15 protein-coding genes are annotated in these 19,671 nt (G+C 69.7%); 6 read left to right on the plus strand and 9 right to left on the minus strand.

The genetic code is table 11. The features are described from left to right. The first annotated feature begins 10 nt into the window (after window positions 1-10). Window positions 11-2,236: an SF1B family DNA helicase RecD2 gene (recD2, locus tag B116_RS0112180; RefSeq protein WP_027660257.1), complete on the plus strand. Its 2,226-nt coding sequence runs from the start codon at window positions 11-13 to the stop codon at window positions 2,234-2,236. Between the two features lie 77 nt (window positions 2,237-2,313). Here recD2 and B116_RS0112185 read toward each other — a convergent pair whose 3' ends face one another. After that, complete coding sequence (locus tag B116_RS0112185) at window positions 2,314-4,017, minus strand: bifunctional metallophosphatase/5'-nucleotidase (RefSeq protein WP_026322004.1); 1,704 nt, start codon at window positions 4,015-4,017, stop codon at window positions 2,314-2,316. A 279-nt stretch (window positions 4,018-4,296) separates the two neighbouring features. Between B116_RS0112185 and B116_RS0112190 the strand changes: the two genes are divergently transcribed. Next, window positions 4,297-5,724 carry a diguanylate cyclase gene (locus B116_RS0112190; protein ID WP_397540727.1) on the plus strand — a complete coding sequence of 476 codons (1,428 nt, stop codon included), beginning with the start codon at window positions 4,297-4,299 and terminating at the stop codon, window positions 5,722-5,724. Between the two features lie 4 nt (window positions 5,725-5,728). Here B116_RS0112190 and B116_RS0112195 read toward each other — a convergent pair whose 3' ends face one another. Together B116_RS0112195 and B116_RS0112200 are read right to left on the minus strand one after the other, a co-directional pair. After that, window positions 5,729-6,790, minus strand: coding sequence for an aspartate-semialdehyde dehydrogenase (locus B116_RS0112195; protein ID WP_018723849.1), 1,062 nt, complete (start codon window positions 6,788-6,790; stop codon window positions 5,729-5,731). Window positions 6,791-6,793: 3 nt separating this feature from the next. Further along, window positions 6,794-8,059, minus strand: coding sequence for an aspartate kinase (locus B116_RS0112200; protein WP_018723850.1), 1,266 nt, complete (start codon window positions 8,057-8,059; stop codon window positions 6,794-6,796). A 236-nt stretch (window positions 8,060-8,295) separates the two neighbouring features. Here B116_RS0112200 and B116_RS0112205 point away from each other — a divergent pair, with 236 nt between their 5' ends. Together B116_RS0112205 and leuA are read left to right on the plus strand one after the other, a co-directional pair. After that, window positions 8,296-8,898 carry a nitroreductase family protein gene (locus B116_RS0112205; RefSeq protein WP_018723851.1) on the plus strand — a complete coding sequence of 201 codons (603 nt, stop codon included), beginning with the start codon at window positions 8,296-8,298 and terminating at the stop codon, window positions 8,896-8,898. 145 nt (window positions 8,899-9,043) lie between these two features. Beyond that, window positions 9,044-10,819, plus strand: a complete 1,776-nt coding sequence (gene leuA, locus B116_RS0112210; RefSeq protein WP_027660259.1) for a 2-isopropylmalate synthase — start codon at window positions 9,044-9,046, stop codon at window positions 10,817-10,819. 92 nt (window positions 10,820-10,911) lie between these two features. Here the strand turns inward: leuA and B116_RS0112215 are convergent, their stop codons facing one another. After that, on the minus strand, window positions 10,912-12,414 hold the full coding sequence (locus B116_RS0112215; protein WP_027660260.1) for an MFS transporter: 1,503 nt from the start codon (window positions 12,412-12,414) through the stop codon (window positions 10,912-10,914). Window positions 12,415-12,516: 102 nt separating this feature from the next. On the opposite strand from B116_RS0112215, the gene B116_RS0112220 reads away from it, so the two are divergent. Together B116_RS0112220 and B116_RS0112225 are read left to right on the plus strand one after the other, a co-directional pair. After that, window positions 12,517-13,167 (plus strand): HNH endonuclease family protein, encoded by a 651-nt coding sequence (locus tag B116_RS0112220; RefSeq protein WP_397540729.1) that lies wholly within the window; start codon window positions 12,517-12,519, stop codon window positions 13,165-13,167. Beyond that, window positions 13,164-13,622: a hypothetical protein gene (locus tag B116_RS0112225; protein ID WP_018723855.1), complete on the plus strand. Its 459-nt coding sequence runs from the start codon at window positions 13,164-13,166 to the stop codon at window positions 13,620-13,622. Before B116_RS0112220 ends, B116_RS0112225 begins: the two co-directional genes overlap by 4 nt. Here the strand turns inward: B116_RS0112225 and B116_RS0112230 are convergent. The 5 genes from B116_RS0112230 to B116_RS0112250 all read right to left on the minus strand — a co-directional run bounded on the left by B116_RS0112230 (window position 13,619) and on the right by B116_RS0112250 (window position 19,505). Then, window positions 13,619-14,686: an ABC transporter ATP-binding protein gene (locus B116_RS0112230; RefSeq protein ID WP_018723856.1), complete on the minus strand. Its 1,068-nt coding sequence runs from the start codon at window positions 14,684-14,686 to the stop codon at window positions 13,619-13,621. The genes B116_RS0112225 and B116_RS0112230 overlap by 4 nt on opposite strands. Beyond that, window positions 14,679-15,737, minus strand: a complete 1,059-nt coding sequence (locus B116_RS0112235; RefSeq protein ID WP_027660262.1) for an ABC transporter ATP-binding protein — start codon at window positions 15,735-15,737, stop codon at window positions 14,679-14,681. The genes B116_RS0112230 and B116_RS0112235 overlap by 8 nt, the downstream gene beginning before the upstream one ends. Before the next feature lie 67 nt (window positions 15,738-15,804). Further along, window positions 15,805-16,767, minus strand: coding sequence for an ABC transporter permease (locus B116_RS0112240; protein WP_018723858.1), 963 nt, complete (start codon window positions 16,765-16,767; stop codon window positions 15,805-15,807). Further along, window positions 16,764-17,768: an ABC transporter permease gene (locus B116_RS0112245; protein ID WP_018723859.1), complete on the minus strand. Its 1,005-nt coding sequence runs from the start codon at window positions 17,766-17,768 to the stop codon at window positions 16,764-16,766. The genes B116_RS0112240 and B116_RS0112245 overlap by 4 nt, the downstream gene beginning before the upstream one ends. Window positions 17,769-17,843: 75 nt before the next feature. Next, on the minus strand, window positions 17,844-19,505 hold the full coding sequence (locus tag B116_RS0112250; protein WP_018723860.1) for an ABC transporter substrate-binding protein: 1,662 nt from the start codon (window positions 19,503-19,505) through the stop codon (window positions 17,844-17,846). Window positions 19,506-19,671: the final 166 nt, after the last annotated feature.

Raw genomic sequence — 19,671 nt, forward strand, 5'->3', positions numbered from 1 at the left:
GTACGGCAGGATGGCCGACGTGACCGCTGCCCCCCGTCCCGCTCTGGCGACGCTCGAGGCGGTGCTGGAGCGACTGACGTACGTCAATGAGGAGACCGGCTACACCGTGGCCCGGGTCGCCACCGACCGCAGTAGCGATCTGTTGACGGTGGTGGGCGCGCTGCTGGGCGCGCAGCCGGGGGAGAGCCTACGGCTGCACGGGCGCTGGTCCTCGCACCCCAAGTACGGCCGGCAGTTCGAGGTCGACTCCTACACCACGGTCTTGCCGGCCACGATCCAGGGCATTCAGCGCTACCTCGGCTCGGGCTTGGTCAAGGGCATCGGACCGGTCTTCGCCGAACGGATCGTCGCCCATTTCGGCCTGGAAACGCTGCGGATCATCGAGGAGGAGCCGGCCCGGCTGGTGGAGGTGCCAGGGCTGGGTCCGAAGCGCACCGCGAAGATCACCGCGGCGTGGGCGGAACAGCAGGCGATCAAGGAGGTCATGGTCTTCCTCCAGGGGGTCGGCGTCTCGACCTCCCTCGCGGTACGGATCTACAAGCAGTACGGCGATGCCTCCACCGACGTGGTCATGAAGGAGCCGTACCGGCTGGCGGCCGATGTGTGGGGCATCGGCTTCAAGACCGCCGACACCATCGCCCAATCGGTCGGTATCCCGCACGACAGCCCACAGCGGGTCATGGCTGGCTTGCAGTACACGCTCTCCGAGGCCACCGACAACGGCCACTGCTACCTGCCCGAACCGGAGCTGGTCGCGGACGCGACGAAGATCCTCGACGTGCCGGCCGACCTCGTCACCCGCTGCCTGGACGACCTGGTCGCCGAGGAGGGTGTCGTCCGTGAGTCGATGCCGGGCGGCGACGCGGAGCCGGTGCGGGCGGTGTACCTGGTGCCGTTCCACCGGGCGGAGCGGTCTCTCGCCACCAGCCTGCTCCGCCTGCTCGGCGATGGGGCCGATCGGTTGCCGCACTTCGTGGGCGTCGACTGGGACAAGGCCCTGACCTGGTTGAAGGCGCGTACCGGCAACGACCTCGCCGCGGAGCAGGAGCAGGCGGTCCGGCTCGCGCTGACCTCGAAGGTCGCGGTGCTGACCGGCGGGCCGGGGTGCGGCAAGAGCTTCACTGTCCGTTCGATCGTCGAACTGGCCGCCGCCAAGAAAGCCAAGGTCACCCTGGTAGCCCCGACCGGGCGGGCCGCCAAACGCCTCTCCGAGCTGACCGGGCATCCCGCCGCCACGGTGCATCGCCTGTTGCAGCTGCGGCCGGGTGGGGACGCCTCCTACGACCGGGACAACCCCCTCGACGTTGACCTGCTCGTCGTGGACGAGGCCTCCATGCTCGATCTCATCCTGGCCAACAAGCTCGTCAAGGCTGTTCCGCCCGGCGCGCACCTGCTGCTGGTCGGCGATGTCGACCAACTCCCCTCCGTCGGCGCCGGCGAGGTGTTACGCGATCTGCTCGCCGCTCCGGCCATCCCGCGGGTGCGGTTGACCCAGATTTTCCGCCAGGCCGCCCAGTCCGGCGTCGTCACCAACGCGCACCGCATCAACGCCGGCCGCCCACCCCTGCTCCAGGGCCTGCCGGATTTCTTCCTCTTCGCCTGCGACGACACGGAGGCCACGGCCGAACTGACCGTCGATGTCGCCTGCTCCCGCATCCCCGCCAAGTTCCGCCTGGATCCCCGCCGGGACGTGCAGGTCCTCACCCCGATGCACCGCGGCCCCGCCGGCTCGGGGGCACTGAACACCCTGCTCCAGCAACGGCTCACCCCGCATCGGGAGGGGCAGCCGGAGCGGCGTGCCGGCGGGCGGGTGTTCCGCGTCGGTGACAAAGTCACCCAAATTCGCAATAACTACGACAAGGGACAGGCGGGTGTCTTCAATGGCACCCTCGGCATCGTCACCCAGCTCTCGGCCGAGGAGCAGACCCTGACGGTCCGCACCGACGAGGACGAGAGCATCGACTACGACTTCGACGAGCTAGACGAGTTGGCGCACGCCTACGCCATGACCATCCACCGGTCGCAGGGCTCCGAATACCCGGCGGTCGTCATCCCGCTGACCACCAGTGCCTGGATGATGCTGCAACGCAACCTGCTCTACACCGCGGTCACCCGCGCCAAGCAACTCGTCGTCCTGGTCGGCTCCCGCCGGGCCCTCGCCGCCGCGGTCCGCACCGTCGGCGCCGGCCGCCGGCACACCGCCCTCAACCACCGGCTGGCCGCCGCGACCCCCTGACCAGCGGGTCCCCGCAGGGCACAAACACAACCGGGCCCCGATGTTCCCCGGGGCCCGGCTGCGCTGGAAGCGAGGCGTCAGCGGCCAAGCTCCCCGGTGGTACGGATCCGGTCCAGTGCCGGGGCGGAGATCGGCGAGGTCTCGGTCAGGTACGCGACCAGCGCGTCCAGGTCGATCTGGCCGGTGGCCGGGTTGGCGCCATCGGTGAGTACGGAGAAGCCGTCACCCCCGCCAGCCAGGAAGCTGTTCACCGTGACCCGGTAGGTGCCGTCGGTCTCCACCGGTACGTCGGCGAAGGTCAGGCTGCCGCGGACCACGCGGGTGCCGGCGCAGGGGTCACCCGCCGGGGCGGTGCCGCCGGCGGGATCGACGACGTACCGGACCGTGGCCGACGGGTAGAGCACCCGCTCGGTGACGAACTGCTGCTCCAGCAGGCAGTAGAGCTGCTCACCAGTGAGGTCGAGGGTCACCAGGTTGTTGGTGAACGGCTGCACGGTGAACGCCTCCTCGTAGGTGACCGGGCCGGCGTCGAGGTCGGCCCGGACACCGCCCGGGTTCATGAACGCGGCGACAGCGTCCTGGTCCCCCTCGGTGGCCCAGAGCTGGGCGTCGGCGATCAGGTTCCCGAGGGGAGACTCCCCGCGAACGGTGTCGAAGAGCGTCTCCTGCGTCCGGGTGATCGCCTCGGTGGTCTCACCGACCTCCCGACCGGCGACCGGGCCGAGGACGGCCTGGTAGTGGTCGATCAGCGCGGTCTGGGCCGGGTCCTCGGCGACGTCCCGGGTGACCACCAGGTTCTCGGCGGAGGCCCGCAGCACGTCCCCGGTCCGCCGGTCGATCTTCAGGTCGATGTCGGTGATCAGCCGGCCGTACGAGCTGGCGCTGGTCACCAACTTGTTGTTGACCTCGCAGTTGTACGCCTGGTGGGTGTGCCCGCTGACGACGACGTCGATGGACGGGTCCATCCGGTCGACGATGTCGACCACCGGGCCGGTGAAGTCGACGCAGTCGTTGATGCCACCGGCACCGGCCTGGTTACCGCCCTCGTGCAGCAGCACCACGATGGTCTCCACGCCCTTGCGGCGCAGTTCCCGCGCGTACCGGTTAGCGGTCTGCGCCTCGTCGGCGAAGGTCAGGCCGGCGACGCCATCCGGGCTGACGATGTCCGGGGTGCCCTCGAGGGTCATCCCGATGAAACCGATCTTGACCCCCTGCACCCGGTGGATGGCGTACGGGGGCAGCAGCGGCTCGCCGGTCTCGGTCACGAAGGAGTTCGCGGCGAGGTACTGGAAGTCAGCGCCCCGGTACGGGGTGCCGTCGGCGCAGCCGTCAACCGGGTGGCAGCCACCGTGCTGAATCCGCAGCAGTTCGTCGGAGCCCTCATCGAACTCGTGATTGCCGACGCTCGCGTAGTCGAGCCCGGCCTGCGACAGCGCCTCAATGGTGGGCTCGTCGTGGAAGGCCGCCGACAGCAGTGGGGAGGCACCGATCAGGTCCCCGGCGGCGACCGTGATGGTGTTCTTCTTCTTGCTGGCCTTACGCAGCTCGGCGAGGTGGGTCGCCAGGTACTCGACCCCGCCGGCCGGCTGGCCCTCAATCGTGCCGCTGGAGCCACCGGGCGGCTCCAGATTGCCGTGGAAGTCGTTCAGCGCGAGCAGCGTGACGTCGACCGGCTTCGGTCCGGCGTCCGCCGCTTCGGGGGTGGTCGCGACCGCGCCGAAGGCGGCCACAGCGAGTGCGGTCAGGCCGATCGCGGCCCGACGCATCCCAGGGATGGACATGGAACTCCTCGTGGGAACCGGCGCGGAACATCCGGGCTAGGCACGCCCACCGTTTCGCGCCATCGGCAGGATTCGGACACCGGCGACGGGTACCGCCACCAGCACCGGGGACAGCCTCTCATCGCTCTCGCCACCAGTCGACCGGGCAGCGCACTACAGCTGCGGAAACAGTGTCTTACCCGCTGGTACGGCGGACCGAGCAGACCGGGGTGCCGCGACCGCCTGGCTACCCTGGATCACGGCACCGGCAGCAGCCGGTCACCTCCGAACTGGGACGACATGCGAGTGGATCACGAGCGAATCATCCGGGACAGCGCGGCCCGCCTGCCGATGGCGGCGACCGTCGCCGAGGCGTGCCAGTGGACCGTCGCCGCCCTGGCCCGGTCCACCCCGGCCACCATCTCGGTGCTGCTGGAGGTCCACGACCGGCTCCGCTGCATCGCGGCCACCGGGTCGTGGCAGGTCTTCTCGACCGTCCCGCCGGCTACCGGCGTCGTCGGTCGGGTGCACACCACCGGCCGCCCCGCGGTCATCACCGACCTCGGCGCGGACCCGGATCGCCTCCCGGTCCGCCCCGACGCCACCGGTGAGGTCTGCGTACCGGTGCCGGGCCCGGCGGGGCGGCCGGTCGGCGTCCTCGACCTGGTCTGGAGCCAACCGGCGGACCTGGCGGCGTGGCGGAACACCGCCGAACGGCTGGCGGAACGGCTCGGGGCACGGATCAACGCTCTCGGCGGTCCGCCGGCCGAGACCCGGAGCGAGAAGCTGTTGCGGCACGCCGCCGCGCTGGCCGCCGCCGGCACCGAGCGGGAGCTGCGACACGCGGCCAGCACGGCCGCGCGGGACGTGTCGACGCTCTCCACCGCTGTTCTGGTGTTCGCCGGGCAGCGGGGGCCCCGGCTGTGCGCGCCGTCCACCGCGCCCGAGGAGTTGGAGGCCCGGGTCCGGGCCGCGCTCTCCGCGGCCGGGCCGGAGGCGCTGGCCCGGATGGTCGACCTGGCCCACCGCTACGGCGCCGGCTACACCCTCGGTGAGACCGAACCGTCGGCGACCGACGACCACGCTCCGCTGAGCCGGGCCGGGGTGCGCACGCTGGTGGCAGTGCCGCTCGGCGCAGCCGACGAGGCCGGATTGCTGCTGGTCGCCGACGCGCGGCGGCTCCGTCCCGACCCGACCACCGTCAACCTGCTGGAATTGCTCGCCAGCCAGACCGGGAGCGCCCTGGACCGGCTCCGGACCGTGGCTCGGCTCCGCGAACGGGCCAGCTCCGACCCGCTGACCGGGTTGCGGCACGTCGGGCCCTTCGGGGAGCGGATTGCGGCGGCCACCCCCGGGCGTACCGCCCTGCTCGCGATCGACGTGGACGGCTTCAAGACCGTCAACGACACGTACGGCCACCGGGCCGGTGACCGGCTGCTGGTGGGGTTGGCCCGGGCGCTGGAGGGCGCGTTGCGCCAGGGCGACGAGCTGTACCGGACCGGTGGCGACGAATTCGCGGCGGTCATCGAGGTGAACCGCCCCGAGGAGGCGGTCCGGGTCGCCGAACGCCTCACCGCGGCGGCACGCCAAATCGGCCGCACCATCAGCGTGGGCGTCGCCCTCCCGCACCAGGACGAGCCCGCCGGCCACGCCCTCCACCGCGCCGACCAGGCGCTCTACCGGGTGAAACGGGAGGGCCGCGACGGCGTACGCCTGGCCGCCGCCTGAACCGTCAGCGCTGCGTCACTTCGCTGGCCAGGAGTTCAGCGATTTGCGCCGCGTTCAGGGCGGCACCCTTGCGGAGGTTGTCCCCGGTCACGAAGAAGTCGAGCGCACGAGGGTCGTCCAGGGCACGGCGGAGGCGGCCGACCCAGGACGGGTCGGTGCCGACGGCGTCGATCGGCATCGGAAACTCGCCGGCCGCCGGTTCGTCAACCAGGATCACGCCGGGCGCGTTGCGCAGCACCTCACTGGCCCCCTCGGCATCCACCTCGGTGCCGAAGACGGCGTGCACCGCCACCGAGTGCCCGGTGACCACGGGTACCCGGACGCAGGTGGCGGTGACCTTCAGATCGGGCAGGTCGAGGATCTTGCGCGAGTCATTACGCAGGGTCACCTCTTCGGAGGACCAGCCGCCCTCGCCGGGTACCCCGGCCCAGGGCACCACGTTCAGCGCGAGAGGTGCGGGGAAGGGGCCGAGGTCGTCACCGACCGCCTGCCGGACATCTCCGGGACGGGAGCCGAGCCCACGGTCTCCGACGACTTTGACGAGCTGGCGGTGCAGGGTATCCACTCCGGCCTGCCCGACATCGGAGACCGCCTGGTAGGACGAGAGCACCAGCTCCCGCAGGCCGTACTCACGGTGCAGGGGCGCCACCGCGACGATCATGGCGAGGGTCGTACAGGTTGCGTTGGCGACAATGCCCCTCGGCCGATTCCGGACCTGCTCCGGGTTGATCTCGGGGACGACCAGCGGAACATCGCGTTCGGTACGGAACGCGGCGGTGTTGTCCACCACGATGGCGCCCCGGTCGACCGCGGTCGGCGCCCACTCGGCCGAGACCGCATCCGGAACGTCGAATATCGCCACGTCGACGCCGTCGAAGACCTCCGGGGTGAGCGCCTGGACGGTCAGCTCCTCGCCCCGGCAAAACCCCGGCTGGCCGGCTGACCGGGCGGAGGCGACGAGTCGGATCTCGCCCCAGACGTTCCGGCGGCCGGTGAGCAGCTCGCACAGGATGGTGCCGACCGCGCCCGTCGCCCCGACCACAGCCAGGGTGGGCTGCGACGCCACGGACTACCGTCCCGTCCCCGCGTACACGACCGCCTCGGTGTCACCACCGAGCTCGAAGGCGTCATGGATGGCGCGTACGGCGTTGTCCAGGTCGGTGTCGCGGCACACCACCGAGACCCGGATCTCTGACGTGGAGATCATCTCGATGTTCACGCCGGCCTGGCCGAGGGCGGCGAAGAAGCCGGCAGCCACGCCCGGGTGGGAACGCATCCCGGCCCCGATCAGCGAGACCTTGCCGACGTGGTCGTCGTAGAGCAGCCCCTTGAACTTGACGCTGTCCTGGATCTTGCTGAGCGCGGCCATGGCGGTGGGGCCGTCGGTCTTGGGCAGGGTGAACGAGATGTCCGTCCGTCCGGTGCCCTCGGTGGAGACGTTCTGCACGATCATGTCTATGTTGATCTCCGCGCCGGCGACGGTGTCGAAGATCCGCGCGGCCGCACCCGGCTCGTCGGGCACCCCGACAATCGTGATCTTGGCTTCGCTGCGGTCGTGGGCGACTCCGGTAATCAACGCCTGTTCCACGGGAAGGTCCTCCATCGATCCGGTGACCATCGTGCCGGTGCTGGTCGAGTATGACGAACGGACGTGGACCGGCAACCCCGCCCGGCGGGCGTACTCCACGGCGCGCAGAGCCAGAATCTTGGCGCCACAGGCGGCGAGCTCCAACATCTCCTCGTAGGTGATCTGTTGGATGTGCCGGGCATCCGGCACGATCCGCGGATCGGCGCTGAAGACGCCGTCAACGTCGCTGTAGATCTCGCAAACATCGGCGTTGAGTGCGGCGGCGAGAGCCACGGCGGTGGTGTCCGAACCGCCCCGCCCCAGAGTGGTGACGTCTTTGGTGTCCTGCGACACGCCCTGGAAGCCGGCGACGATGACCACCGCGCCCTCGTCGAGAGCGCCCTGAAGCCGCCCCGGCGTGATGTCAATGATCCGTGCCCGACCGTGCACCGAGGTGGTGATGACTCCGGCCTGCGAGCCGGTGAACGACCGCGCCTCGTACCCCAGGTTGTGGATCGCCATCGCGAGCAACGCCATCGAGATGCGCTCCCCGGCGGTGAGCAGCATGTCCAGCTCCCGACCGGGCGGAAGCGGACTGACCTGGTTGGCCAGGTCGGTCAACTCGTCGGTGGTGTCGCCCATGGCGGAGACCACCACCACTACGTCGTCACCGGCCTTGCGAGTGGCGACGATCCGCTCCGCCACCCGCTTGATCCGCTCGGCGTTATCGACGGAGGACCCGCCGTACTTCTGCACCACAAGTGCCACGACGGCGCACTCCCTCCCAGTGACCCTGAGCGTGCCGACGCCGCCGACGGAGCCGGCGGCGTCAGGTCAAGACGCCCTCAGCGTATCCGGCGGACCACCCGATCGGGTCGAGTGATCCCAGCATCCGGCCTTGAGCGCCGCAACGCTCCGGACAACGGACCGTTACGGGTGCCTTTTCCCACATTCGCCCGCCCCCAATCAAGAAGACAAAAGCCCCATAGGGGATGGTCCTTCCCATGACCGACCTCACCCCGCTGATCGCCTTCCGGTGGAGCCCCCGGTCCTTCGACCCCGCCGCCGAGCTCGGCCCGACCGAGGTCGACCTCCTCCTGGAAGCAGCCCGGTGGGCGCCCTCGGCGGCGAACCGGCAACCGTGGCGCTTCGCACTCGGCCACCGCGACGACGACACGTGGAAACGGATCATGGTCAACCTCCCGAAGCGGGAGCAACGGTGGGCGGGCCGCGCCTCGCTGCTACTACTCGCCGCGCACCTCGCGCCCGCCGCCGAACCGGCCGAGGAGACCGCCTACGACCTGGGGCAGGCCGTAGCGCAGCTGACCATGCAGGCGACCGCGCTCGGGCTGCACACCCGCCAGCTACGCGAGCTGGACCGCGCCGGCCTCACCACCGAGCTCGAACTCCCCGCCGACCTCCGGCCCGCCGTGGTGATCGCGATCGGCCGGCTCGGCAACCCTCTCGACCTTCCCGCCGACCTGATCGAGGCGGAGACCGGCCTCCGGCGGCGGCATCCCGTCGCTGACCTGCTGCTAAGCAACCCGACTGCGACTCCCATCTCAGAGTCCGGGCGATCCTTCTCAGATCCGCCCCCCGCCACGTAGAGTGACGCTGTCATGTGGCAGGCATTGCTTCTCCTTGGTTGCCGCGACGAGGCCTGACGGCCGGCACCTCGTCGCGGGGTCGAACCGCGCCGCCCGCTCCGACCCGCTCCTTCGGCGCCTCGCCGACCTCGACTGCTGACGTCGCATGACCACGGAGGCACTCCGCATGACTCACCCTGCTGTCACCCCCGACGCCGAGGCCGATCCCATCGCCCGGCAACGCCCCAGCCGCATGCCGTACCACCGCTACCAGCCCTACCAACGGCAGTTCCGCACCGACCTACCGGACCGCAGCTGGCCCACCCGACAAATCGAGGCCGCGCCGCGTTGGTGCGCGGTCGACCTACGCGACGGCAACCAGGCCCTGATCGACCCGATGTCGCCCGAACGCAAGCGCCGGATGTTCCAACTCCTGGTGCAGCTCGGCTACAAGGAGATCGAGGTCGGCTTCCCCTCGGCCAGTCAGTCCGACTACGACTTCGTCCGGCAGCTCATCGAGCAGGACCTGATCCCCGACGATGTCACCATCCAGGTGCTGACGCAGTGCCGGGAGCACCTGATCGACCGCACCTTCACGGCGTTACGGGGCGCAAAGCGGGCAATCGTGCACTTCTACAACTCGACCTCAACGCTGCAACGCCAGGTCGTCTTCGGGCTGGACCGGGACGGAATCACCGACATCGCCACCACCGGCGCCCGGCTCTGCCAGAAGTACGCGGAGATCCACACCCCGGACACCGACATCCACTACGAGTACTCCCCCGAGTCGTACACCGGCACGGAGCTGGACTACGCCGTGGAGGTCTGCGCGAAGGTGATCGAGGTGCTCGACCCGACCCCCGACCACCGGCTGATCGTCAACCTGCCGGCCACCGTCGAGATGGCGATGCCGAACGTCTACGCCGACTCCATCGAGTGGATGCACCGACACCTGCCCCGACGGGACAGCCTGGTGCTCAGCCTGCACCCGCACAACGACCGGGGCACCGGAGTAGCCGCCGCCGAGCTGGGTCTGCTGGCCGGTGCGGACCGGATCGAGGGCTGCCTCTTCGGCAACGGCGAGCGCACCGGCAACGTGGACCTGGTCACCCTGGGCCTGAACCTCTTCTCCCAGGGCATCGACCCGATGATCGACTTCTCGAACATCGACGAGATCAAACGTGCTGTCGAGTACTGCAACCAGCTACCCGTGCACGAGCGCCACCCGTACGCCGGCGACCTGGTCTACACCGCCTTCTCCGGCTCCCACCAGGACGCGATCAACAAGGGCTTCGAGGCCCTCGCGGCCTCCGCCGGCACCGCCGGGATCCCGGTCGAGCAGCACCCGTGGGCGGTGCCGTACCTGCCGATCGACCCGAAAGACCTGGGTCGCACCTACGAGGCCGTCATCCGGGTCAACTCGCAGTCCGGCAAGGGTGGCGTCGCGTACATCATGAAGACCGAGCACCAGCTCGACCTGCCCCGCCGGCTCCAGATCGAATTCTCCGGCGTGGTCCAGCAGGTCACCGACGACAACGGCGGCGAGGTCGACCCGCAGACCATGTGGGAGATCTTCGCCGGGCAGTACCTGATCGACCACCAGGCGAACCCCGCGGTCACCCTGAGCGACTACACGCTCGGCACGGTGGACGGCAAGGTCGAGTTCGAGGCGCTGGTCGGGCACGGCGGCGGAGAACGTGCGGTCACCGCCATCGGCAACGGCCCGGTCGACGCGTACGCCAACGCGCTGCAGTCCCTCGGTGTCAACGTACGCGTCCTTGACTACCACGAACACGCCCTCTCCTCCGGCGGTGACGCCCAGGCGGCCGCGTACGTGGAGTGCGAGGTGGATGGCCGTACGGTCTGGGGCGTCGGCGTGGACGCCAACATCGTCACCGCCACCATCAGGGCGGTGACCAGCGCCGTCAACCGCGCCCACTGAGACGCTGGGGCCGGTCCGGGTTGGCCTCCACCCGAGGTCAACCCGGAGCCCGGCCGCCCGCCGCCGATCCCGACCGGCCGCCCCTCGAGCCGTTAGGAGGCGGTCCCCGTACCCCGCTCTGGCCCGGTGGCGGCCGGTAGGGCCTGGCAGGGCTGCGACGGTGGCGGCGCCCGGCGCGGACGGCGCACGAAGACCACAGCCAGCGCCGCCCCCATCAACAGCAGCGCGGCGCACCAGGCCAACGCCCCCCGGTAGGCGGCGGTCAACTCGTCCGGCCGTTCGTAGTCGGTGCCGGAGAGACCGACCAGCAGCGGCAGGGCGGCCACCGCGAGCAGCCCACCGGCGCGCGAGGCGGCGTTGTTGAAACCGCTCGCCACTCCGGCGAAGCGGTCCGCGACGGCGGCCAGCACCGAGGCCGTCAACGGCGCCACCACCAGGGCCAGCCCGAGCCCGAAGAGAAACACCCCCGGCAGCACGTCCCGCCAGTAGGACGCCTCCGCCCCGACCTCCCGGAGCAGAAGCAGCCCGATCGCGGACACCACCGGCCCCACGGTCAACGGCAGTCGGGGCCCGATCCGGGTCGCCAGATCACCGGCGACCGGTGAGCCGACCAGCAGCAGCACGGTCACCGGCAGCAGCGCGACGCCGGTCGCCAGCGCCGACCAGCCGGCCACGTTCTGGAGATAGACGGCGACGAAGAAGGTGAACCCACCGAGCGCCGCGTAGATCACCACGGTGAAGACGTTCAGCACGGAGAAGAGTCGGCTGGTGAACAGCCCGGTCGGCAGCATCGCGGTCTCCCCCCGGCGCCGCTCGACCAGTACGAAGGCCACCGAACCGAGCACCCCGGCCGCGACGGCGAGCAACACCACCACAGACGTCGCGCCCCGAGCCGGTGCGTCGATCAGCGCAAACGTGATCCCGGCCAGGGCGACCGCCCCCAGCACCGTGCCGAGCACGTCGAACCGCCGCCGGCCCAACCCCTCGGTCCTGGTACGCGAGACGCTCTCGTCCCGACTCTCCGGCACCCAGCGCAGGGCGGCCAGCAGCACCAACACGGCCAGCGGCACGTTCAGAAAGAAGATCCACCGCCAGGAGAACTGGTCGATCAGCCAGCCGCCGACGAAGGGGCCGATCGCGGTGGAGACGCCGGAGAAACCGGCCCAGGCACCGATCGCCCGCCCCCGGTCGTCCGGGTGGAAGCTGGCCTGCAGGACCGACAGGGAACCGGGGGTGAGCAGGGCCGCTCCGGCGCCCTGCAGCAGCCGGGCCACGATGAGCTGCCCGGTGTCCTGGGCCAGTCCGCACAGCACCGACGCCACGGTGAACCACACCACCCCGAGCAGGAATACCCGCCGCCGGCCGAAGCGGTCCCCGAGCGCCCCACCGAGCAGTACGAACGCGGCGAGCATCAACAGGTAGCCATTGACCGTCCACTGCAGATCCGACACAGTGGCGTCGAGATCTTCACCGAGACGGGGAAGAGCAACGTTGACCACGGTGCCGTCGAGGAAGACCATGCCGGAGGCGAGCACCGCCGCGAGGAGCGTGCCGGCCCCCGCAGGGGTACCCAGCCGCAGGGAGGGTGACGTCATGGCCCCAAGGTTGCCCCGACTCGATCTCGAAGCGGCTACGAAACGCCGAAACCGCCCGCCGAGGTACTGGGCGGGGCCGCCGGAAACCGCCAAGCTAAAGAGGTGTCGTCTCTGCGTACCAGATCCGGACCGCTGCTCACGACAGCGCTGGCGCTCGGCCTGGCCGGCTGTGTCCCGGCCACCACGCCGGAGCCGACGCCCACCAGCGACGGTGGGAGCGCGATGGAGATGCTGGCCGAGCTGACGGTGGCCAGCGCCGGCTCGATGAAGGGCTACAGCCGCGACCGCTTCCCCCACTGGCGGGGCACCGGCAAGAACTGCGATGTCCGGGACACCGTGCTCGCGCGCGACGGAGAGGACATCAAGCTCTCCGGCTGCAACGTGGTCGGGGGACGCTGGGAGAGCGTTTACGACGGCCAGATCCTCACCGACCCGTCCGAGGTCGACGTTGATCACATGGTACCGCTGGCGAACGCCTGGCGATCCGGGGCCGACCGGTGGACCGACGCGAAGCGGGGCGACTTCGCCAACGACATCCGGCTACCGCACCTCTTCGCGGTTTCCCGGACCGCCAACCGGTCGAAGGGTGATCAGGATCCATCCCAGTGGCGACCGGCGAACCGGTCCTACTGGTGCCGCTACGCCGAAAGCTGGGTCACGGTGAAGCATCATTGGCAGTTGTCGGTGAACACCGACGAGAAGACCGCGCTGACCGACATGTTGACGGGCTGCACCGGAGCGAGCCAGCCATGACCAGCACCGGGACGAACCCGACACCGAGCCGGCCCCCGGGAGCCGACAACGACGCGGCGGCCGCCGGCAGTCCCGACGCGGGCAGCGCCGGGATGACGGCCGACGGCGCTGCCAGTGCCGCGGTACCCGGCGCCGGGATGAGCGCGGAGACCACCGGCGCACCGGCGGGCGGCACTCCTGGCTCCGGGATGCGAGCCGACGGCGGCTCCCGGGTCCGCACCGCGGACATCATCCCCGGGCCGGGCGGGGTGATGACCGACGAGGTCGGCGTGATCACCGGCGAGCTGACGCTCCGCACCGAGTACCTCGACGGCCAGGTCATCCTGCGGGTGCAGTACCGCGAGGCCGACGAATGGTACGTCGTGACCGGCGGGCGGGCGACGCTGCCCGACCCGGCCGGCCTCGATGCGATACACGCGATCGCCGTTGCCCTGCTCGACCGCCCCGACGGCTAGGCCGGGGCCGCGGCGCCGTCGGACGCCTGGGTGACTCCCACCCCGGCGTGGCGTGGACGGAGTTCCCCGCTGGCGATCCGCTCGGCCCAGTGGCAGGCCACCCGGCTGCCGCCGATGTCGCGCAGCACCGGCCGTTCGTCGGCGCAGCGCGTCGGCTGGGCCCACGGGCAGCGGGTGTGGAACCGGCAGCCGGCCGGCGGGTTGGCCGGCGACGGCAGGTCACCGGCGAGCAGGATCCGCTCCCGGCGGTCCTCCACATCCGGGTCCGGCACCGGCACCGCCGACATGAGCGCCCGGGTGTACGGGTGCAGCGGCTCGGTGTAGAGCCGGTCACTCGGGGCCTCCTCCACCAAAGCACCGAGGTACATGACGCCGACGATGTCGGAGATGTGCCGGACGACGGCCAGGTCATGCGCGATCACCAGGTAGGTGAGGCCGAGGCTCTCCTGCAGTTCGTCGAGGAGGTTGACCACCTGCGCCTGGATCGACACGTCCAGGGCGGACACCGGCTCGTCGGCGACGATCAGCTCCGGACCGAGGACCACCGCCCGGGCGATCCCGATCCGCTGCCGCTGCCCGCCGGAGAACTCGTGCGGGTAGCGGGACAGCGCCCACCGGGGCAGCCCCACCTTGTCGAGCGCTTCTCCGATGATCGCGCGTCGCTCGTCTCGGTTGCCGCCGATGCCATGGGTCTGCAAACCCTCGGTGAGGATCGACTCGACGTTCTGCCGCGGATCCAGGCTGGACATCGGATCCTGGAAAATCATCTGCATCCGACGACGCATGGCGCGCAGCCGGGCCGGCGGCAGCGTGGTCAGCTCGACATCGTCGAAGACGACCTCGCCACCGGTGGGCGGGGTCAGCTGGAGCAGCGCCCGGCCGAGCGTCGACTTCCCGCACCCGGACTCACCCACCAGGCCGTACGTCTGACCCCGCGGAATCCGCAGGTCGACCCCGTCGACCGCCTTCACGTGGCCGATCGTGCGATCGAAGAGCACCCCCCGCTTGATCGGAAAGTGCACCTTCAGGTCGCGGACCTCGACGAGGATGTCGTTGTCAGTCACGGGTCTTCTCCTCGTTGGGGTCCGGGCTCGACGCCCCGGGCTGGTCGGCCGGGCCGGCCTGGGCCGGGATGGCGCCGGGCAGCGGCACCGGGTCAACACAGCGGTAGCTACGGCCGTCGTGGGTGCGTACCAGCGGCGGCGTCTCGTCGAGGCAGGCGTCCACCCGCCGGGAGCAACGCGGAGCGAAGGCACAGCCTTCCGACCAGGACAGTACGTCGCGTACCGAGCCGGGGATCGGGTTCAGCGGCTCGCCGCGCCCGCTGTCCAAGCGGGGCACCGAACCGAGCAGACCCGCGGTGTACGGGTGCCGCGGCTCCCGGAAGAGGGGACGTCGGCGGGCGGTCTCGACCACCCGACCCGCGTACAGCACGTTGATGCTGTCACACATGCCGGCGACCACCCCCAGATCGTGGGTAATCATGACAAGCGCGGTGCCGGAGTCGTGGACCAGCTCCTTGAGCAGCTCCAGGATCTGCGCCTGGATGGTGACGTCCAGCGCGGTGGTCGGCTCGTCGGCGATCAACAGCCGGGGACGGCAGGCGACCGCCATCGCGATCAACGCCCGTTGCCGCATCCCACCGGAGAGCTGGTGCGGATACTCCTTGAGCCGCCGGTTCGGATCCGGGATGCCGACCCGGTCCAGCAACCCGGCCGCTTCCTTGCGCGCCGCGTCACCCTTCATCCCCCGGTGGCGGGCTAGCACCTCGGTCACCTGCAACCCGATCGGGATCACCGGATTCAGCGAGGAGAGCGGATCCTGGAAGATCATCGCTACGTCCCGACCGCGGATGTCCCGCCGGGCGCGGTCGTCGAGTCCGAGCAGGTCGGTCCCGTCAAAGACCGCCTTGCCACCGATCCGGGTGCCGGGCTGCCGCGGCAGCAGACCCATGATCGCCATCGAGGTGACGCTCTTGCCGCAGCCGGACTCACCGACCAGACCGACGACCTCACCGGCGTCGACCGAGAAGGAGACCCCGTCCACCGCGCGCACCGTACGCTGCCCACGCCGGGCGAACGTGACGCTCAGGTCATCCACTTCGAGCAGTGCCATTACCGGCCCTCCGTTCGCACCTGCGGGGCTCGCGAACCCGTTTCTCGGGCTACACACATGGCAAGACCTACTTCCGCAGCTTCGGGTCGAGGGCCTCACGCATCGCCTCACCGAGCAGGGTGAAGCCGAGCGCGGTGATGATGATCGCTACTGCTGGGAAGATCGCCAGTGCGGGTCGAATACCGAGGTACGGCTGTGCGTCGGCGAGCATGACGCCCCACTCGGGCTGCGCCGTGTCCGGGTTGCCGAGGCCGAGGAACGAGAGCGCGGCGGCCTCGATGATCGCGGTGGCCAGGGTCAGCGTGGCCTGCACGATGACCGGAGCCAGCGAGTTCGGCACGATGTGCGTCAGCGCGATCTTCGGCTTCCGGACGCCGAGCGAGGTGGCCGCGAGCACGTAGTCGCTGTTGGCCTGCGCGATCATCGAGACCCGCAGCAGCCGGGCGAAGACCGGCACCGACACCATGCCGACCGCGATCATGACGGTGCTGAGGCTCGCCCCGAGCAGGGCGGCGATGCTGACCGCGAGCAGGAGGCTGGGCAGCGCCAGCATCATGTCGATGACGCGCATGAGCGCGTTGTCGACCGCGCGCCCCCAGCGGCCCCCCAGCCCGGCGGCCGCTCCCGCGACCCCGCCGATCAGGGCACCCACGGCCAGTCCGATCAGGGTGGCGACCACGCCGACCAGCAGCGTCTGCCGGGCCCCGACGATCATCCGGCTGAAGACGTCCCGGCCCTGGTGGTCATAGCCGAACCAGTGCTCGACGGAGGCGCCGGGGATGATGCCCTGCCCCGACTTCACCACGCCCTCGCGGATCCCGATGGTGTCCTTCGGCTCGTAGGGGACGAAGAACGGTCCGACCAGTGCCACCAAGACGAAGACCGTCAGAATGACGGCGCCGATGATGGCGGCGGGGTTCCGCCGCAGCCGCCGGAACGCCTCCTGCCAGAGGCTGACCCCCCGCTCATCGTCCCGGTTCACCAATTCGGCGAGCCGGTCCAACCGCTCCTTCTTACCTGTCATCGTCATCGGACCCTCACCCTCGGGTCGATCAGGCTGTAGGAGAGGTCAACTAGGAGGTTCACCAGCACGTACACCACCGATATGATCATGATGAAGCCCAGCAGCACCGGGTAGTCACGCTGGCCGATCGCCTCGTAGATGAAGGCCCCGATGCCGGTGAACGCGAAGACGGTCTCGGTCAGCACGGCACCGGAGAGCAGCCCCCCGGTGAGCAGGCCGATCGAGGTGACCACCGGCAGCAGCGAGTTGCGCAGCACATGCCGGCCCCGCACGGTCCGCTCGGTCAGCCCCTTCGCCTCGGCGGTCCGGACGAAGTCCTCGTTGAGCACCTCCAACACGCTCGCCCGGGTGATCCGGACGATGATCGCCAGCGGGATGCTGGCCAGCGCGATCCCCGGCAGCACCAGATGCCAGAGCGCGTCCGCGACGGCATCCCACTCCCGGGTCATCAGCCCGTCGAGGACGAAGAAGTTCGTGATCCGGGTCGCGTCGATGGTCGGATCCTGCCGGCCACTGGACGGGAACCAGCCCAGGTTCTCCGAGAAGATCGCCTTCAGGACGTAGGCCAGGAAGAAGATGGGGACGCAGATCCCGACCAGCGATCCGCCGACCGAGAGATGGTCGAGTAGCCGGCCCCGACGACGGGCGGCCAGGTAGCCGAGGGGAATGCCGATCCCGATCGCGATCACCAGGGCGGTGATGGTCAACTCGACGGTGCCGGGGAAACGCTCCAGGAACTCTTCGACCACCGGGCGCTTGGTTGACGACGAGGTGCCCAGGTCCAGGCGAAGGAGCCGCTGCACGAAACGGCCGTACTGCACCAGGATCGGCTCGTCGAGACCCATACTGCGGCGAATCGCCGCGCGCATCTCGGGGGTGGCTCGCTCGCCGAGGATGGCGTCCTCGGGGCCGCCCGGTAGGCGACGGACCCAGATGAAGAGCAGAAGCGAAAGCCCGAACAGCGTTGGTATCAGCTGGAGCAGGCGTCTGACGATAAACCGGAACACGATGCCTCAGAAGGGTGCGGAGGGGCGCGGGCGGGCGCTGTGCAGCACAGCGCCCGCCCGGTTTCTTGCGTTAGATCAGGACTTGAACTCAGCGTTGGAGAACCGCTCGTCGGTGAGCGGACTGGCCTTGATGCCGGTCACGTCCTTGCCGAACACGATCGCCGGCGGCGAGTGCGAGATCGGCACTCCAGGCAGGAAGTCCATGATGGTCTTGTTCAGACCCTTGTACTTCTCCACCCGTTCCGCCATGTCGGGGGTGGAGTCGGCGTCCTGGAACTGCTTGAAGAGGGCCGGGTTGTCGAAGCCCCACTCGTCCTTCTGCCGGTCGAAGAAGGTGCCGATGAAGTTGTAGGCGTCGCCGTAGTCGCCGGTCCAGCCGAGGAAGTGCAGGTCGTGCTCGCTACCGGAGGTGGTGGCGTTGAGGTAGTCCGGGCTCCACTTCAGCGGGATCGGCTCGACCGTGATGCCAACCGCCTGGAGGTCCGCCGAGACCAGCTCGAAGAGGTCCTTCGGGTTCGGCATGTACGGGCGGGTGACCTCAGTCGGGTAGTGGAACCGCAGCGTCAGGTCCGCCGCACCAGCCTCGGCCAGCAGCTGCTTGGCCTTGTCGACGTTGTAGTCGTAGGTGGTGACGTCGCCGTTCCAACCCTCGACCGTGTCCGGGAAGAAGTTCATCGCGACCTTCGCACCCGGGGGCAGTTTCGAGTCGACCAGGGCCTGCCGGTTGATCGCGTGGGCGATCGCCTGCCGAACCTTGAGGTCGGCCAGCTTCGGGTTCCCCTGCTGGTTCATGCCCAGGTAGAGGATGTTGAACGCCGGCCGGGTCAGGACATTGAAGCCCTCGCTCTTCAGCGGCTCGACATCAGCCGGCCCGACCAGGTCGTAGCCGTCGACGTCGCCGGAGCTCAGCGCCTGCTTGCGCGCGTTCTCATCCGAGATGGTCTTGAAGATGAGGGTCTTCAGCTTGGCCTTCTCGCCCCAGTAGTCGTCGTTGCGCTCGATGGTGAGCGACTTGTTGGCGATGTCCCAGGACTTGAACTTGAAGGGCCCGGTGCCGGTCGGGTGCTTGGTCGCGTACTCGGGGTACTCGACGTCCTTCGCGTTGCCGCCGACGTTGCTCGCGTCGTACTTCTCCAGCGCCGTCGGGCTGTGGATGGAGAACGACGGCAACATCAGGGCGGCCGGAACCTTGCTGGACACCCGGGTGAAGGTCAGGTCAACCGTGGTGGCGTCCTTGGCGGTGCAGGACTTGAAGAGGCTCTCCGAGAGCCCCTCGTCCTCGTTCTGGGCGAAGCCGCCCATCACGTCCTGCCAGTAGGCGGTCACGTCCGGGCTCTGCATGAGGCCCTTGGCGTTGTACCAACGGTTGAAGTTGACGCAGACGGCCTCGGCGTTGAAGTCGGTGCCATCGTGGAACTTCACGCCCGAGCGGAGCTTGAAGGTCCAGGTGGTGCCCGCCTCATCCGGAGTCCAGGACTCGGCTAGGCCTGGGCTCACCTTGGTGCCGCCCTCCTCGGGGCGGACCAGGGTCTCAAAGACCTGGCGGGCCACGCGCAGCGACTCTCCGTCGCTGGCGAAGCTCGGGTCGAGCACCTTCGGGTCACTGGCGACGCCGAAGACAAGGGTGTCGTTGTTGCTACCGCCGGAATCCTCGCGGTCGCTCTCGGCGCAGCCGGCTACCGCGAGGGCCGCGACCGCGACGGCCGCGACAGCAGCCTTCGGCCTGGATGCACGCATGGGTGCTTCACCTCGTCCTTGTGGATACGGACAACGCGGTGACCGGGGTCACCGATGGCGGGAACCATAGCCGTCCGGCCAACGGTGCGGAAGCTGCCAGGTGGGCAGTCGATGTCGGATCATGGCTTTCCCCCGCCCAGACCGAAGGATCGAAGGATCGAAGACG

It is taken from the genome of Salinispora fenicalii (assembly GCF_000514815.1).
Lineage (GTDB): Bacteria > Actinomycetota > Actinomycetes > Mycobacteriales > Micromonosporaceae > Micromonospora > Micromonospora fenicalii.